Source organism: Pseudomonas sp. E102, from assembly GCF_052660185.1.
The window spans coordinates 306,358-322,230 of the sequence record NZ_CP084025.1; the positions used below are offsets into that span (position 1 = coordinate 306,358).

The window sequence follows — 15,873 nt, forward strand, 5'->3', positions numbered from 1 at the left end:
CATGCCGGGTATGGGTTATCGGCTGCTCTTGCTCGGCAGCCTTACGGTATTGCCTTGGCTGTCGGCCAAGGCAGCGCAAGACACCTCCGGCGGCCTCGTCCTTGACCAGACCACCGTCACCGCTCGCCGCCGCGAAGAAGACCCGCAAGACGTGCCGATCCCGATCAACGTCCTCTACGGCGATCAGCTGGACGAAGCCGGCCTGCATCGTCTGCAAGACATTCAACAACGGGTGCCGGGCCTGGTGGTGTCCGGCCACGATGCCCGTTATGCCGGTTTCGGCCTGCGCGGCTTTGGCGCGACCGCCTACAACGATGGTCTGGAAGGCAGCGTCGGCACCTACGTCGATGGCGTTTACCAGGCACGCCAGGGCATGGCCTTCACCGAGTTGATGGACATCGAACGCATCGAAGTGTTGCGCGGGCCGCAAGGCACCTTGTTCGGCAAGAACACCACCGCGGGCGCGCTGAACATCGTCACGCGCCAGCCGACTTTCCAGCCCGAAGCCAACCTCGAAGCCAGTTACGGCGAGCGCGGTCTGCGGGAATATCGCGGCACCGTCTCCGGGCCGCTGCAAGACGGCGTTCTCGCCGGGCGGCTCAATGTCTTCGACGGCTCCAGCGAGGGCGCCGTGGAAAACCTGCACGACGGCAGCCGCCTCGGCGACGCCGACAGCCAAGGCCTGCGCGGCCAACTGCTGTGGACGCCGAACAGCGACTTCAGCGCCCGCCTGATCGCCGACTACGCCGAGCAGAACGAAGCCGGCAACGTCCTGTTGGTCAATCACTACAGCGAGCAAACCCGCAAGCGCGCCAAATTCCTTGGCTATCCGCTGGCGGAGCCCGACCCTTACCAACGGGAGAACCGCATCGACGCGCCGGGTCGCCCGCGAACTCTGCAGAACGGCGTGTCACTGGAATTGAATTGGGACTTGGACGAGGCGATGCGCTTCACCAGCATCACCGCCTACCGCGACTGGGACTACCGCGCCGGCCGCGACGGTGACAGCACCGCGCTGGCGGTGGCCCAATCCGAAACCGAGTTGGGCCATCGGCAGTTCAGCCAGGAATGGCGGCTGTCCGGCACGGCCGGCTCGTCCGTCGATTATGTCGCCGGGCTCTATTACCTGCGCCAACAGCTCGACCGCCAGATCGACGCCGAATTCGGCCCGGACGCCGCGCCCTGGTTTGTTGGCGATCAACTGGAGGCACTGCAAAAAATCTTCGGCATCACGTTTACCGATCCGAGTCAGGTGCCTTCCGCGCTGCTCGATGGCGCTCGGCAGCGTTATGACGGCGAGCAGAAGGGCGACAGCCGGGCGGTGTTCGGTCAACTTTCCTGGCGTCCGATCGACCCGTTGGAACTCACCGGCGGCCTGCGCTACAGCCAGGAGCGCAAGGACGGCTGGATCTCCCGCGACGTCAGCAACCTTGCCCCGCTGAACGGCTTACCCCCGGTGTTCCAGGTGGGCGGGCAATTGCTGCGGGACATCGCCCTCGGCGGTACTTATTACCGTGAAGACTCCATAAAAGAAAACAACGTCTCCGGCCTGCTCAGCGCCAGCTATCGCTTCAGCGATGCCGTGATGGGCTACGTCAGTTGGTCGCGGGGCTACAAGGCCGGCGGCATCAACTTCGACGTGATCGGGCCGTTCACCGAGCCCACCTTCGAGCCGGAACGCGCCACGTCCCTGGAAGTGGGCATGAAGACGCAGTTCTGGGATCAGCGCGCATTGCTCAATCTTGCCGTCTACCAGACCGACGTCGATGACTACCAAGCGCTCACCTACAGCCCGCCGACATCGCTGTTCGCGCCGCCGCTGCGGGACAACCTGATCAACGTCGGCAAAGTCCGCTTGCGCGGCATCGAATTCGATTCCGCGTGGCAACTCACCTCCCAACTCACCGGGCGCCTGGGCGTGGCCTGGAGCGACGCGCGCTACCGCAGCTTCCCCAACGCCCCGTGCCCACCGGCCTCGGGTCAATGGACCTGCGACCTCAGCGGCGAGCGCCTCTACAACGCGCCGGAATGGAACCTGAGCAGCGGCCTCGACCACACCCACCCGCTGCCCTATGGCCTGGAACTCTACAGCGGCGTCGACTACAGCTTCCGCACCGGTTACTACGGCACCCTCGAAGGCGGCGAAGGCAGCTATCAACCCAGTTACGGCCTCACCAACCTGCGCCTGGGCATGCGCAGCCAGGATCGCGCCTGGGAAGTCGAAGGCTGGGTGCGCAACGTGTTCGATCGCAACTACATCACCGCCGTCTACTCACTGCTCGGTGCCGGCGACTACGGCGTAATGACCGGCAGCGAACGCACCGTCGGCACCACCGTCAGGTTTCGTTATTGACCGAAAGGCAGCGGGTCGGACAAAACGCCAGGCGATTACCGCCGGCCTTTTTCGACAGGTACATGGCCTGATCCGCCTTGCTGATCAGCCCATCCACCTCAAGCCCATGCTCCGGAAAAAACGCCACCCCGATACTCGCGGCAATCTCCACCGTCTGCGCGCCAATCAGGATCGGCGCATTGGCCGCCGCCAGCATCCGCTTGAGCATCGGCTCGCAATCCTCCACTTCCTGCAGCCCCACCAACCCGGCCACAAACTCATCCCCCCCAAGGCGCGCGAACGTATCGCCCTCGCGCAACGTCGCATTGATCCGCGCCGCGACAATCTGCAACACCCGATCCCCCCAGTCATGCCCATAACTGTCGTTCAGCGCCTTGAACCCATCCAGGTCGATAAACGCAATCGCCACCTTCTGTTGATGAACCCGCGCCTTGCCCAACGCCTGCCGCATCCGCTCGGCCAACAACAATCGATTGGGCAACTGCGTGAGCGCGTCATACCGCGCATCCCGTTCCAGCAGCTGCAAGCGCTGCTTCATCTGCGTCATGTCGCTGAACAGCGCCACGTAGTGCTGAACATTGCCGTGACGGTCATGCACCGCACTGATGCTGATCCTCGACGTCATCTCCCGGCCATCTTTATGGTTGGTCTGAATCTCACCGGACCAATGCCCGTGGAAATCCAGCGCGTTCTTCATCGGCGCGTAAAACGCGGTGAGGCGACGGACCATGCGATGGGCGTTCAGCTCATGGCCCTGAATCTCTTCCTGACCATAACCGGTGAGCCGCGTGAAGGCCTCGTTCACGGCGATGACCCGGCCGAAGGGATCAACGAGGATGATGCCTTCGCGGGCATGGCAGAACACGGTGGTGGCCAGCTCTGGGCACAGGGTGTTGAGGTGACGGTCCAGGGCGGCTTCGTCGCGGGTGGCGGGCCATGTATTGGAATCGAAGCCTTGCAGGGCCAAGTAGCGAACCAAGGAGGAAAGCGATTTGTGCAGGCGGGTCAGGGCATTCGTGGCGAGCCTGGAGTTCAGGCAATAGCCGCGAATGAAGGTGTGTAGGTTCATGGGAGGGACGCGGTGCTCGGTTGTAGCGCTTGGGGTGGGTGAAGCGGGGGATTATCGAGGTGGGGGGGCGGTGGGGTGTTTGCTGGAGGGGATGGGGGCTTTGCGGGAGGGTATGGAGTGGAAAGATATTTTTGGGCGGGTGATATCAGCCGGCGGGCGGATGGATGTCCGGCGTCCTTGCGGTAGGGAAAAAAATTCCCTAGCCATGCTTGGCATGGCTGCCGTATATAGCGACCGTAACTGGAAAATAAAAATCTACCCGGACGATCACGCTCCGCCGCATTTTCAGGTACAAACGCCTGACGGTGAATCGCTGGTGGTGATCGATGGGCTCCAGGTCCTTGGCAAAGGAGCCAACCCTAAAGCCTTGAAAGCCGCCTTGGCGTGGGCGACAAGTCACAAGGCTGAACTGCGTGTTTGAATGAACAGAATCGGAGGCACTGACCCATGATCAGCAAAGCCAGAATCAGCAGCGTGAAGCCTGTCCCCGGCAAACATGCCTTGCAGGTGGAGTTTGCTAATGGTAAGCGCTACGACGTTGACTTGCGGGAATACATCCAACAATTCCCGATGCTCAAGCCCCTGGAGGACTTGTCGTTGTTCGGCACCGCCCAAGTGGGCGAATGGGGCTTCGATGTGAGCTGGGGGGATGACTTGGAACTGGCGGCCGTCACTTTGCATCGGTTGGCGCTGGAGCAAGCCGGTGAGGTGATGCCGACCCAGGCATTCAAACGCTGGATGGCCGCCAACAAACTCTCGTTGACGACCGCCGCGCAGGAGCTGGGCTTTACCCGTCGCACTATCACCGCTTACAGCAGTGGGACCTCAATGATTCCCAAGCATGTGGCCCTGGCTTGTAAAGGATGGGAGTCTGAGCACAAGGGCAAAAAAGTGACAAAAGCTGAGAGCAAAAGGACCTCGCAAATAGCTTAATGAGACAAAGCCTCTGCCCCGCTACTTTACTGACTGAATGATTACGGCTGCACAGGAGCAAGCTACCTCGCCACGGGGATACTGGACGTCCGTTGAGTTTCAGGCGCAACAGTCCCTTGTGGGAGCGAGCTTGCTCGCGATAGCGGTGCGTCTGTTAGCGGATCCTTTCACTGACCAACCTGGTCATCCACCGTCAACATAACCCGACCAAACCTGGCGTTCTCATTCAGCGGCGTAATTGCCAATAACTGATCGAGGCGAATCTCCTGACGACCGTCCGCCGTTTCGATTTCGAGAAACTCTTCCCGCGTGGAAGCGGTCCGCGTGGTAATCGCCCGAGCCGTCACGCGTTGGCCGTCAGTCAAGTCGATGTCCAGCGTGTAGCCGCACAGGCAAGCGATCTCCAAGTAGTCATGCAGGTCACAGTGCAACGGTTTATAGGTGTCCATCTCACGCCTCGCCGTTTTGCAGTTTGAGAATGAAGTGAAGCGACCGACAGGTTGACGTTTTGAGTCGCCACCCGTCGGGTCGCAGGGCAGGGCGAATCAGAGCAGTTGCTTCAGCATCGCTTGCAGCCGGTCATTCCCCGACTCATCGAGCGGAAACACCGGCAAGCGCGGGTCGCCGACTTCCAGGCCGAGGGTGCGCAGACCCGCCTTGATGGTAGCGGGCAAGCCGCCCTTGAGGATGAAATCCAACAGCGGCAATTGACGATAAAACAATGCCCGAGCTTTGCTCAGGTCATTGGCCAACACGGCGGCGTAGAGGTCGAGATTGAGTTGCGGGATGAGGTTCGGCGCGGCGGTGCACCAGCCCTTGGCACCGGCCGCGAAGGCTTCCAGCGCCAGTGGATTGCAGCCGTTGTAGAACGGCACCTGGCCTTCGCCCAGCAGTTGCAGCTTGTGCATGCGCTGGATATCGCCGGTACTTTCCTTGACCATGGTGACGTTATCCACCGCGTTGAAAATCCGCAGGATCAAGTCCACGGACATGTCGATGCCGCTGGTGGCCGGGTTGTTGTAAAGCATGATCGGCACATCGATGCTGGCGCCGATGGTCTGGTAGTGCCTGAAGATTTCCGCCTCGCTCAGTTTCCAATAGGAAGCCGGCAAGACCATCACCACATCGGCGCCGTGATCCTGGGCAAAACGCGCGCGGCGCACCGCTTTGGCGGTGGTCAAGTCAGACACGCTGACCACGGTCGGCACCCGGCCGGCAACGCGGGCGATGCTGAACTCGCTGACCTGGTCCCACTCCGCGTCGCTCAGGTAGGCGCCTTCGCCGGTGCTGCCCAAGGGCGCGATGGCATGTACGCCGCTGTCGATCAGGCGGTCGATGGACCGGCCCAATGCGTCCAGGTCCAAGCCTTGGCCGTCGGCGGAGAAGGGCGTGATGGTGTAACCGATGATGCCGTGGATGTTGGGGGTAGACATGGCGTCGCTCCTATTGGGTTCAGTTCAGGCAATCGGCGTGTTGGCGCAGGTTCTGCCGGGCGTAGTAGTTGAAGGCGGCGGCGTGACGCTTGGGACGGGCGATCCAGTCGTGAGCTTCGCGGCCCAGGTGCGGCAGGATCGGCTTCACCTCGCCGGCGGCCATGGCGAGCAATTGCAGCTTCGCGGCGCGCTCGATCAACTGGGCGATGTTGCAGGCTTCTTCCACGGTCTCGCCGGTGGACAATTGACCGTGGTGGGAAAGCAGAATCGCCCGCTTGTCACCCAGGGCGCCGGCGATCAATTCGCCTTCCTCGTTGCCCACGGGCACGCCCGGCCAGCCTTCCAGGAACGCGCAGTCTTCGTACAACGGGCAGAGGTCCATGTGGGAAATCTTCAGCGGCACTTCCAGCATCGACAGTGCGGCGATGTGGGTCGGGTGGGTGTGGATGATGCAATTCACATCCGGCCGGGCGCGGTAGACCCAGGTGTGAAACCGGTTGGCCGGGTTGGGAATGCCGTGGCCTTCCAGGACCTCGAGGTCTTCGTTGATCAACAGCAGGTTGCCGGCGGTGATCTCATCAAACCCCAGGCCCAGTTGCTGGGTGTAGTAAGTGCCAGGCTGCGGCCCGCGTGCGGTAATCTGCCCGGCGAGGCCGGAGTCGTGACCGTTCTCGAACAAGATGCGACAGGTCAGGGCCAGCTTTTGTCGCACAGTCCACGTATTATCCGGCAGTGATTTCTGCATCTGGTTTACAGCATGCTGGACCAATTGGTCCTTGGGCGTCGCCAGTGTCTTGCTCATGTCAGTTCTCCTGATTCGTTCTTTGACCGTTCTTGATCCGCGTCATGGAAGCTGTGGGATGGACGTGCTAATGACACTAAATAGACTATATGACACAAAGTGTCATTTGCAATCGCAGATTGTCCGTTTCCCTGGAAATGTGGGTTACCTATGTCCATTCGCTTGAAATTGCTCAGAAAAAAACTCGGTGTGACGCTGGACGTCCTGGCTGAAAAAACCGGAATGACCAAGAGCTATCTGTCCAAGGTGGAACGGGGTCTGAGCACGCCCTCCATCGCCACGGCGCTCAAGCTGTCCAAGGCGTTGAACGTGAACGTCGAGGAGTTGTTCTCCGAGGAAAACGTCTCGCTCGACAGCTACAGCCTGGTGCGGTGTGAAGACCGCCAATCCCTGGCGGCGAACCCTGGCAGCGCTGAATACGCCGTGTTGGCTCACCAGGTTTCCGAGCGAACCTTGCTGCCCTTCATCCTCTACCCCCCGGCCGAATTCGCCGCGCACCATGCGTTCAAGGAACACACGGGCGAGGAGTTCCTGTTCGTTCACGAAGGCCAGGTGGAAGTGGACTTCATGAACGAGCGCGTCGTGTTGAATCGCGGCGATGCGTTGCATTTCAACGCGCAAAAACCCCATCGCCTGCGCTCGGTGGGTGATGTTCAGGCGCAGTTGCTGGTGGTGGTGCACAGCGCTGAATCGGCACAGAAGGGCGAAGACGCCTAGCACCGCGTTGCTCGCTGGGTAAACACCAAACCCCGTGGCGAGGGAGCTTGCTCCCGCTGGGCTGCGCAGCAGCCCCCTCCCATGAGCGCCTTGCCACAGATCTTTCGACAGCCTCAATTGAACGGCATCGGACACCTGCTCGGACCAGTCGAGTGACGTCCTGTCAGTAAAGACCGACAGACACTAGCGACAAGGCCTGCCAAGCCACAGCGCCTTGCGCCTTTGCCTACAACTACGCCAGAATCCGCCGGCTTGTGCGCCTTGGGCCGCGTCGGTAGTTTGGGACCTGTCACTGCTCATCAGTGATCGGGTTTAGTCGCCCAGGGTGAAACAGGTTGTGCAAGGCGTCATCCAGTCGGGATTCCCATCCTGCACTTGATGGTGGCTGTGCGCAGGGCGTCCTCGGACGCGCCGGTTTCTTGTTTCCCCGGTCGACTAACCTGCGTACAGCTGCCTCCCATCGTTTAGTCGCGAGCGGGTGATGGCTCCAACTACAGGAAGCAAGACGATGGCAAAAGTTACTCCAAATCCTCCCGACACGAACGAACACGTCTCCCGTGCTCAGTCTGCCCGCAACAAGAAAATCGACGACGCTGCCACGCGAGCGTTGGATTGTTATCTGAAACCCAAGCCTAAGGGCGAAACGTCTGACAAGACTGACTCCATTTTACGGATTGATCCGAGTGTGGATTCTGAGTGTTTGCTTGCGAATCTCAGTGAGAATTTGGCTTCGGCGAACGCGATGATCAGTGATTTGGCGTTTGACCTGGATGGGTCGCGGCGGCGGTTGCGATGGGGATTTTGCAGGTGATTGAGGTAAGTGAGCTGTTGGCGAATCGGGCGTTGGATATTGTTGAGGTGAGGTAGCCGAGGCGTTCGCCTCGGCAGGAAAGGTCTTGCGCAGCAGACCTTTCCTGCCGCCTGACGGGAGCATCAAAGCACACTTAAGACCTGCAGCGTGTGTGGAAGGACCAGAGTCGTTTTGATCTGGGCGATGATGTAACGAGGAATCACTGAGGCGCGCTTTGCATTAAATGAGTGGACTGAAAGGCCCGTGGCGTACTGCCTGTTATTTTTCGAAAGGCCGCCACATAGGCTGCTGCACTCGCAAACTGCAAAGTATGTGCAACCGATTTGACGGACCGATTCGATGCCAGCAGATCCAGCGAGGCAACGATGCGCGCCCGTTGGTACCATGTGCGATAGTTCAAGCCCACTTCCGCGCTAAAGCGCCGCGTAAAGGTGCGTTCGGACATGGCCGCACGATACGCAATTTCAGATATCGACCAATGCCACTGATTGCCTGAAATCAGCTCCATCAATGCCGCGCGCAGCCGCGCGCAGCCGCTCGTTAGTCGGCATCGGCAAGTGTGTCGGTAGGCAGGCCGCTTCACCCAATGCATGCAGCAATAACTGCACCATCAATTCGCGCATCTCACCCTGGCGCGGCTGTTCGAACAAGCCCAGTACCAGTTCCCTGATAAGGCTGGATGCCACGACCGCGTGCACTTCGTTGCAACGCGCGAAGCCGGCGACTTCGGTGAGCAATGCCGGGTGGAAATACACCGTTCGCATCTCAACATCCGACAGGATTTGAATGGCATGGAGTTGATGCGGCGGTATCCACAACGCCCGTTGCGGTGGAACCGTCCAGCGACTTTGCTGTGTTTCAACCAACATCGTGCCGCGCAACGCAAACACCAATTGCCCGGTCTGGTGCTCGTGCGAAGGCAACACAGCGCCGCGCTCATGCCGCTTCGCTAACAGGCGAAACTCGGCGGGCTCGGGATGGCGCGTCAGCGATATTTTTTGGCTGATGGAGTCTGACATGCCAAACATACTATAGAACTCTGACCACTCGAATCGAGGCCATCATGCACCGTGACTCTGCTCTTGTTCACCTGGGCCGCACCAGCGCCGCAGCGGTTCATGCGGTCAACCCACCCTTGGTACGCGCTTCAACAGTAGTGTTTGAAACCCTGGAGGAATATCGGCATTCGTACCAGGGCAGGGTTTTCGAATCGTCACGTTATGGGCGCTCGGGCACGGTCACCACGTTTGAGTTACAAGAGGCCATGGCACGCCTTGAAAATGCCGAAACCTGCATCGCCACCTCCAGCGGTTTGAGCGCTATCGCCGCAGTGTTAGGCGCACATGCGGGACCGGGAAAACATATCCTGGTCTACAACGGCGTGTATGGTCCTACCCGAGTATTTTGCGAGCAATCGCTGACAGCACTTGGCACCAAAATCAGCTTCTTCAACGACAGCGCCGAAGTCGGCCAAGTGATCGACGACAATACGAGCCTAGTCTTCATCGAAGTGCCTTCATCGTTGACGATGCAGATGCTGGACATCACGCAAGTGTGCGCGGCGGCCCATGAACGGGGCATACCGGTTGCCTGCGACTCAACGTGGGGCTCACCGATGTACTTCAACGCCCATGCGCTGGGGATCGATATCTCGATTCATGCGGCTACCAAGTTCATCAACGGCCACTCAGACGTCATTCTCGGCCTGGTGACCGGCGCTTACTCAACGTTGGACACGACGCGCAAATGGTGTGGCCGCCACGGCTCGCATGCCTCCCCGGATGCGTGCTGGCTCACCCTGCGCGGATTGAGAACACTCGCCGTGCGCATGCCCCGGCATCAAGCCAGCGCAATCGAAGTGGCTGAATGGTTAAGTGCACATTCGAAGGTCAAACGCGTGATGTTTCCAGTATTGGCCTCCGATCCCGGGCACGCCCTCTGGAAAAGACAGTTTTCCGGTGGCGCCGGGCCCTTTACCTTCGAACTGCAACTTTGCAATGAAGCCGCATTTGAACGCTTCATCAACGCGTTGAAATTGTTTGGCCTAGGCACCAGTTGGGGCGGGTATGAAAGTTTGGTCATGCCCGCCATTCCACACGAACTGCGCTCGATCAAGACGCTCCCTGACGAGGGGCGGCTGGTTCGTTTACACATTGGGCTCGAGCATGCGCCGGATCTGTGTGCGGATCTGGCCCAGGCGTTTAATCGGATGGAGGGATGAGCCGGAAAAACGCTTCTTTTGAAAGGTCTGACAGTCTTGGCTAACAGCGCCCGTAAGCCCCACGAGCGAGCGCGCTCACAATCGCAGCGGAGATCCAGAAGAGCATTGCCGGGTTGCTCGCCATCCGCCGGATGCGTTACCACGGGGAGCGTGGGAACGAGCGCTGGGGTTTATAGAATATCTTTCACATAAGCGTTAAGCGCGATGAGCGGAGCGTGAAGGTCGTCTATCTTTTGCGCTGAGCTGAAATCCGTAGCCAAACGATGCAGCTCTCGGCCCAGCACTGTATCCACCCCACCAATCGCCCCCAACGCCAAATCCAGGCATCGACTGATTTCGCCCTGAATCCCGGCCACATCGCCCCGCCGCACCAACAACTCGAAAATCTCCCGGTCGCAACTGCCCATCAACGGATCATCCCGCAGGATCGGGCTGTGGCCTTCTGTCTCATAAGCCAGTTTGAGGGAGTAGAGAGCGACCGTTTCCAGCAGCAATTCCATGGGGTGAAATCCTTTGTGACTGGGTGAGGAGGGTGGGGTGGAGTTGGGTTGAGGGTTCATGGCTTGGCGAGTGCTAGTCGGAGTATCGGTGTGGGGAGTGACTATTTTGTGAGCGCTTTGCGCTCAGGCGGGAGCAAGCTCCCTCGCCACGGGGTTTTCCCTACTTCCTGTCTTCCTTATTGCAGGTTCTTTCTCGCCACTGGGCTGGTATTTGGGGCTGCTTTGCAGCCCAGCGGGGATGAATCCCCTCGCCACAAAAGCGGGCTGGTGGCGTCGATCATGGGCCTAACCACTTTCTTGCAGACGAAAAAAAAGACCTTGAATTTCAAGGTCTTTCTTTAATATGGTGCCCCGAGGGAGACTCGAACTCCCACTCCTTTCGAAAACGGATTTTGAATCCGCCGCGTCTACCAATTCCGCCATCAGGGCTCAATGGCGGCGAAGTATAGAGAGGTGCCTACCGTTGGTCAATCACGTTTCATGGTGAATTTATAATATTTCCGCTAGACTTTCCGGCCCTGCTAGACGAACCCCATCATGCGTGTTGCTGACTTTACTTTCGAACTCCCGGATTCGCTGATCGCTCGCCACCCGCTGGCCGAGCGGCGCGCCAGTCGACTGTTGACCCTGGACGGGGTCAGCGGTGCCATGGCTCACCGTCAATTCACTGATTTGCTCGAGCATTTGCGTCCGGGCGATTTGATGGTGTTCAACAATACCCGGGTGATTCCGGCGCGGTTGTTTGGCCAGAAGGCCTCCGGTGGCAAGCTGGAGATTCTGGTGGAGCGGGTGCTGGACAGTCATCGCGTGCTGGCCCATGTGCGGTCGAGCAAGTCGCCCAAGCCGGGTTCGTCGATTTTGATCGACGGCGGCGGTGAGGCGCGGATGGTGGCGCGGCACGATGCGTTGTTCGAGCTGGAATTTGCCGAAGAGGTGTTGCCGCTGCTCGACCGTGTCGGGCACATGCCGTTGCCTCCTTATATAGACCGCCCGGACGAAGGTTCGGACCGCGAGCGCTATCAGACCGTATACGCCGAGCGCCTGGGGGCGGTGGCGGCGCCGACGGCGGGGCTGCATTTTGATCAGCCGTTGCTGGAGGCGATCGCCGCCAAGGGCGTGGAGACGGCGTTCGTGACGCTGCACGTCGGCGCCGGCACGTTCCAGCCGGTGCGCGTGGAGCGCATCGAAGACCACCACATGCACAACGAATGGCTCGAAGTGAGCCAGGAAGTGGTCGATGCCGTGGCGGCCTGTCGCGCGCGCGGTGGGCGGGTGGTGGCGGTGGGGACCACCAGCGTGCGCTCTCTGGAAAGCGCCGCGCGCGATGGCGTGCTCAAGCCGTTCAGTGGCGACACCGATATCTTTATCTACCCGGGCCGGCCGTTTCATGTGGTCGATGCCCTGGTCACCAACTTTCATTTGCCCGAATCCACGCTGTTGATGCTGGTTTCGGCCTTCGCCGGTTACCCCGAAGCCATGGCCGCCTACAAGACCGCCGTCGAGCATGGGTACCGCTTTTTCAGCTACGGTGATGCGATGTTCATCACCCGTAACCCCGCGCCACGCGGGCCCGAGGAAACCGTATGAGTCGCACCTGTCGCATGTCCTTCGAGTTGCTTGCCACCGATGGCAAGGCTCGTCGCGGACGCCTGACCTTCCCCCGCGGTACCGTGGAAACCCCGGCATTCATGCCGGTGGGCACCTACGGCACGGTCAAGGGCATGCTGCCGCGTGATATCGAGGCAATTGGCGCGGAGATCATTCTCGGCAACACCTTCCACCTGTGGCTGCGCCCGGGCATGGAAGTGATCAAGGCCCACGGCGACCTGCACGATTTCATGCAATGGAAAGGCCCGATTCTGACCGACTCTGGCGGTTTCCAGGTGTTCAGCTTGGGCGCGATGCGCAAGATCAAAGAGGAGGGCGTGACCTTCGCTTCTCCGGTGGACGGTTCCAAGGTGTTCATGGGGCCGGAAGAGTCGATGCAGGTGCAGCGCGACCTGGGCTCGGACATCGTGATGATCTTCGACGAATGCACGCCGTACCCGGCCGATGAAGACGTGGCGCGGGTGTCCATGGAGCTGTCGTTGCGCTGGGCCCAGCGTTCGAAGAATGCCCACGGCGAAAACACCGCGGCGCTGTTCGGCATCGTCCAGGGCGGCATGCACCGCGACCTGCGCATGCGCTCGCTGGAAGGCCTGGACAAGATCGGGTTCGACGGCCTGGCGATTGGCGGTCTGTCGGTGGGTGAACCGAAGCACGAAATGATCAAGGTGCTCGATTACCTGCCGGGGGAAATGCCCGCTGACAAACCTCGTTACCTTATGGGCGTTGGCAAACCGGAAGATCTGGTTGAGGGTGTGCGCCGCGGGGTGGACATGTTCGATTGCGTGATGCCAACCCGTAATGCCCGCAATGGGCATCTGTTCATCGACACCGGTGTGCTGAAGATCCGTAACGCGTTCCATCGCCATGATGATTCGCCGCTGGATCCGACGTGCGATTGCTACACCTGCCAGAACTTCTCCCGCGCTTATCTGCATCATTTGGACAAGTGCGGCGAAATGCTCGGCAGCATGCTCAATACCATCCACAATTTGCGCCATTATCAGGTGCTTATGGCTGGTTTGCGCGAGGCTATCCAACAGGGTACATTGGCCGCCTTTGTCGAGGCCTTCTATGCCAAGCGCGGGTTGCCTGTTCCGCCTTTGGACTGAGTTTTCCGATCCCTAGATTCAATACTTGCAACTGGAGTGCTAAATGAGCTTTTTTATCTCTAACGCCATGGCCGATGCCGCTGCACCTGCAGCTGCGCCAATGGGTGGCGGTTTCGAGTGGATTTTCCTGGTCGGCTTCCTGGTCATCTTCTACCTGATGATCTGGCGTCCACAGGCCAAGCGCGCCAAAGAGCAGAAGAACCTGCTCAGCAGCCTGCAAAAAGGTGATGAAGTGGTCACCACCGGCGGCATCGCCGGCAAGATCACCAAAGTGGCCGATGACTTCGTGGTACTGGAAGTGTCCGACACGGTTGAGATGAAGTTCCAGAAGGGCGCCATCGCGGCCACGCTGCCAAAAGGCACGCTGAAAGCGATCTAAGTAACAACTTCTCTTCAATCGACGGGGCGCGCAAGGCGCCCCGCGTCATAAGCGGGCGGCGTGATGCTGAACAAATACCCTCTGTGGAAATACCTACTGATCCTGGCGGTGCTGGCGGTCGGTCTGATTTATTCCGCTCCCAATCTTTACCCGGATGACCCGGCCATTCAGGTCAGTGGCGCAAGCACTGCGCTGCAGGTCACCCAGGCCGATCTGGACCGCGCGAGCGCTGCGCTCAAGGCGTCCAATATCGAGGTCAAGGCTGCGTCCATCGCCGAAAACGGCAAGGGCGGCCTGTTGCGCCTGGTCAAGTCTGAAGACCAGTTGCCGGCCAAGGACGTGGTGCGCAAGGCGTTGGGCGACGATTACGTTGTAGCCCTGAACCTGGCCCAGACCACCCCACAATGGCTGCGCAATCTCGGCGCCCACCCAATGAAGCTGGGCCTGGACTTGTCCGGTGGTGTGCACTTCCTGCTGGAAGTGGACATGGAAAAAGCCCTCGACGCACGCCTGAAAGTCTACGAAGGCGACGTCAAGAGCCTGTTGCGCAAAGAGCGCGTGCGCTATCGCAGCCTGCCGCAGTTCGAAGGTGCCATTCAGCTGGGCTTCAGTGATGAAGATACCCGCGAACAGGCCCGTGCGCTGGTCCGCAAGAATTTCAACGATTTCGACATTGTGCCGGCCGACCTCAATGGCCAACCGGTGCTGCGTCTGGCGATGACCCCGGCCAAGCTGGCGGAAATCCGCGAATACTCCATCAAGCAGAACTTGACCACGGTCCGTAACCGCGTCAACGAGCTGGGTGTGGCTGAGCCGATCGTGCAGCGCCAGGGCGCCAACCGCATCGTGGTCGAGCTGCCGGGCGTGCAGGACACGGCCGAAGCCAAGCGTATCCTCGGTAAGACCGCCAACCTGGAATTCCGCCTGGCCGCTGAGCCGGGTGCGTCCAAGGCCACTTCCGAGAGCTTCGAGTTCCGTGAGGGCGGCCGTCCGGCGGCGCAGATCGAGCGTGGCCTGATCATCACCGGTGACCAGGTGACCGATGCCCAGGCGGGCTTCGACGAGCAAGGTCGTCCGCAGGTGAACATTCGCCTCGACGGCCACGGCGGCGAACTGATGAGCCGCGCCACGCGCAGCAACGTCGGTCGCAGCATGGCGGTGATCTTCATCGAGCAGAAGCCGACCACCACCTACACCAAGCAAGTGGTCAACGGCGTCGAAAAAGACGTACCGGTCCAGACCTTCAAGGAAGAGAAGAAAATCATCAGCCTGGCGACCATCCAGTCGCCGCTGGGCAGCCAATTCCGCATCACCGGCCTGAACGGCCAGGGCGAGTCCTCGGAACTGGCCCTGCTGCTGCGTGCCGGTGGCCTGGCCGCGCCGATGTACTTCGCTGAAGAACGCACCATCGGCCCGAGCCTGGGCGCCGACAACATCACCAAGGGTGTCGATGCATCCCTGTGGGGCATGCTGTTCGTGTCGCTGTTCATCATCGCCATCTACCGTTTCTTCGGCTTGATCGCCACGGTTGCGCTGGCGGTGAACATGGTGCTGCTGCTGGCCTTGATGTCCTTGCTGGGCGCCACGCTAACCCTGCCGGGTATCGCCGGTATCGTCTTGACCATGGGCATGGCGGTGGACGCCAACGTGCTGATCTTCTCGCGGATACGTGAAGAGATCGCCGCGGGCATGTCGATCCAGCGGGCAATCAACGAAGGCTTCGGCCGCGCATTCACTGCGATTATCGACTCCAACCTGACCACGTTGCTGGTCGGCGGGATTCTCTTTGCCATGGGCACCGGCCCGGTCAAAGGCTTCGCAGTGACCATGTCCCTCGGGATCTTTACCTCGATGTTCACAGCCATTCTGGTGACCCGTGCAATGGTCAACCTGATTTATGGTGGCCGTGACGTCAAGAAGTTGTGGATTTAAGGGGCT

Annotated in this window: 16 protein-coding genes, 1 tRNA gene and 1 pseudogene; 10 read left to right on the forward strand and 8 right to left on the reverse strand. The window is 60.1% G+C overall.

Features of this window, described 5'->3' with window-relative positions; all coding sequences use genetic code 11:
• Nucleotide 1: 1 nt before the first annotated feature.
• Complete coding sequence (locus tag DOCECA_RS01455) at nucleotides 2–2,353, forward strand: TonB-dependent receptor (RefSeq protein WP_445571364.1); 2,352 nt, start codon at nucleotides 2–4, stop codon at nucleotides 2,351–2,353.
• Here the strand turns inward: DOCECA_RS01455 and DOCECA_RS01460 are convergent.
• Entirely contained in the window at nucleotides 2,337–3,422 is a 1,086-nt protein-coding gene (locus DOCECA_RS01460) for a diguanylate cyclase domain-containing protein (protein ID WP_445571365.1), read from the reverse strand. The genes DOCECA_RS01455 and DOCECA_RS01460 overlap by 17 nt on opposite strands.
• A gap of 112 nt (nucleotides 3,423–3,534) precedes the next feature.
• Here DOCECA_RS01460 and DOCECA_RS01465 point away from each other — a divergent pair, with 112 nt between their 5' ends.
• Together DOCECA_RS01465 and DOCECA_RS01470 are read left to right on the forward strand one after the other, a co-directional pair.
• Nucleotides 3,535–3,843: a DUF4160 domain-containing protein gene (locus tag DOCECA_RS01465; RefSeq protein WP_445571366.1), complete on the forward strand. Its 309-nt coding sequence runs from the start codon at nucleotides 3,535–3,537 to the stop codon at nucleotides 3,841–3,843.
• A 26-nt stretch (nucleotides 3,844–3,869) separates the two neighbouring features.
• Nucleotides 3,870–4,355 (forward strand): DUF2442 domain-containing protein, encoded by a 486-nt coding sequence (locus tag DOCECA_RS01470; RefSeq protein ID WP_445571367.1) that lies wholly within the window; start codon nucleotides 3,870–3,872, stop codon nucleotides 4,353–4,355.
• Nucleotides 4,356–4,522: 167 nt separating this feature from the next.
• Here the strand turns inward: DOCECA_RS01470 and DOCECA_RS01475 are convergent, their stop codons facing one another.
• From DOCECA_RS01475 to DOCECA_RS01485, 3 genes are all read right to left on the reverse strand, one after another.
• Complete coding sequence (locus DOCECA_RS01475; protein ID WP_434650050.1) at nucleotides 4,523–4,804, reverse strand: Rho-binding antiterminator; 282 nt, start codon at nucleotides 4,802–4,804, stop codon at nucleotides 4,523–4,525.
• A gap of 96 nt (nucleotides 4,805–4,900) precedes the next feature.
• The gene (locus DOCECA_RS01480; RefSeq protein WP_434650051.1) at nucleotides 4,901–5,788 is read right to left on the reverse strand and encodes a dihydrodipicolinate synthase family protein; all 888 of its coding nucleotides are present in this window, start codon (nucleotides 5,786–5,788) and stop codon (nucleotides 4,901–4,903) included.
• Between the two features lie 19 nt (nucleotides 5,789–5,807).
• The gene (locus DOCECA_RS01485; protein ID WP_445571368.1) at nucleotides 5,808–6,590 is read right to left on the reverse strand and encodes an aldolase; all 783 of its coding nucleotides are present in this window, start codon (nucleotides 6,588–6,590) and stop codon (nucleotides 5,808–5,810) included.
• A gap of 150 nt (nucleotides 6,591–6,740) precedes the next feature.
• On the opposite strand from DOCECA_RS01485, the gene DOCECA_RS01490 reads away from it, so the two are divergent.
• Together DOCECA_RS01490 and DOCECA_RS01495 are read left to right on the forward strand one after the other, a co-directional pair.
• Nucleotides 6,741–7,307 (forward strand): helix-turn-helix domain-containing protein, encoded by a 567-nt coding sequence (locus DOCECA_RS01490; protein WP_420764133.1) that lies wholly within the window; start codon nucleotides 6,741–6,743, stop codon nucleotides 7,305–7,307.
• 508 nt (nucleotides 7,308–7,815) lie between these two features.
• Nucleotides 7,816–8,174, forward strand: a pseudogene (locus DOCECA_RS01495) (DUF6124 family protein).
• 143 nt (nucleotides 8,175–8,317) lie between these two features.
• Here DOCECA_RS01495 and DOCECA_RS01500 read toward each other — a convergent pair.
• Nucleotides 8,318–8,563, reverse strand: coding sequence for a helix-turn-helix domain-containing protein (locus tag DOCECA_RS01500; protein ID WP_445571369.1), 246 nt, complete (start codon nucleotides 8,561–8,563; stop codon nucleotides 8,318–8,320).
• 19 nt (nucleotides 8,564–8,582) lie between these two features.
• A complete protein-coding gene (locus DOCECA_RS01505; protein ID WP_445571370.1) occupies nucleotides 8,583–9,137 on the reverse strand; it encodes an AraC family ligand binding domain-containing protein in 555 nt (184 codons plus the stop codon).
• A gap of 44 nt (nucleotides 9,138–9,181) precedes the next feature.
• On the opposite strand from DOCECA_RS01505, the gene DOCECA_RS01510 reads away from it, so the two are divergent.
• Nucleotides 9,182–10,339 carry a trans-sulfuration enzyme family protein gene (locus DOCECA_RS01510; RefSeq protein ID WP_445571371.1) on the forward strand — a complete coding sequence of 386 codons (1,158 nt, stop codon included), beginning with the start codon at nucleotides 9,182–9,184 and terminating at the stop codon, nucleotides 10,337–10,339.
• A gap of 170 nt (nucleotides 10,340–10,509) precedes the next feature.
• Here DOCECA_RS01510 and DOCECA_RS01515 read toward each other — a convergent pair whose 3' ends face one another.
• Together DOCECA_RS01515 and DOCECA_RS01520 are read right to left on the reverse strand one after the other, a co-directional pair.
• Nucleotides 10,510–10,839, reverse strand: a complete 330-nt coding sequence (locus DOCECA_RS01515; protein WP_434650059.1) for a hypothetical protein — start codon at nucleotides 10,837–10,839, stop codon at nucleotides 10,510–10,512.
• 344 nt (nucleotides 10,840–11,183) lie between these two features.
• Nucleotides 11,184–11,268: transfer RNA gene (locus DOCECA_RS01520), tRNA-Leu, on the reverse strand.
• Between the two features lie 108 nt (nucleotides 11,269–11,376).
• On the opposite strand from DOCECA_RS01520, the gene queA reads away from it, so the two are divergent.
• The 4 genes from queA (at nucleotide 11,377) to secD (ending at nucleotide 15,867) form a co-directional block, all read left to right on the forward strand.
• Nucleotides 11,377–12,426 carry a tRNA preQ1(34) S-adenosylmethionine ribosyltransferase-isomerase QueA gene (queA, locus tag DOCECA_RS01525; RefSeq protein WP_434609700.1) on the forward strand — a complete coding sequence of 350 codons (1,050 nt, stop codon included), beginning with the start codon at nucleotides 11,377–11,379 and terminating at the stop codon, nucleotides 12,424–12,426.
• A gap of 14 nt (nucleotides 12,427–12,440) precedes the next feature.
• Nucleotides 12,441–13,556: a tRNA guanosine(34) transglycosylase Tgt gene (gene tgt, locus DOCECA_RS01530; protein WP_161951757.1), complete on the forward strand. Its 1,116-nt coding sequence runs from the start codon at nucleotides 12,441–12,443 to the stop codon at nucleotides 13,554–13,556.
• A gap of 43 nt (nucleotides 13,557–13,599) precedes the next feature.
• A complete protein-coding gene (gene yajC, locus DOCECA_RS01535) occupies nucleotides 13,600–13,935 on the forward strand; it encodes a preprotein translocase subunit YajC (RefSeq protein ID WP_007956696.1) in 336 nt (111 codons plus the stop codon).
• A 63-nt stretch (nucleotides 13,936–13,998) separates the two neighbouring features.
• Nucleotides 13,999–15,867 carry a protein translocase subunit SecD gene (gene secD, locus DOCECA_RS01540; RefSeq protein ID WP_420764144.1) on the forward strand — a complete coding sequence of 623 codons (1,869 nt, stop codon included), beginning with the start codon at nucleotides 13,999–14,001 and terminating at the stop codon, nucleotides 15,865–15,867.
• Nucleotides 15,868–15,873: the final 6 nt, after the last annotated feature.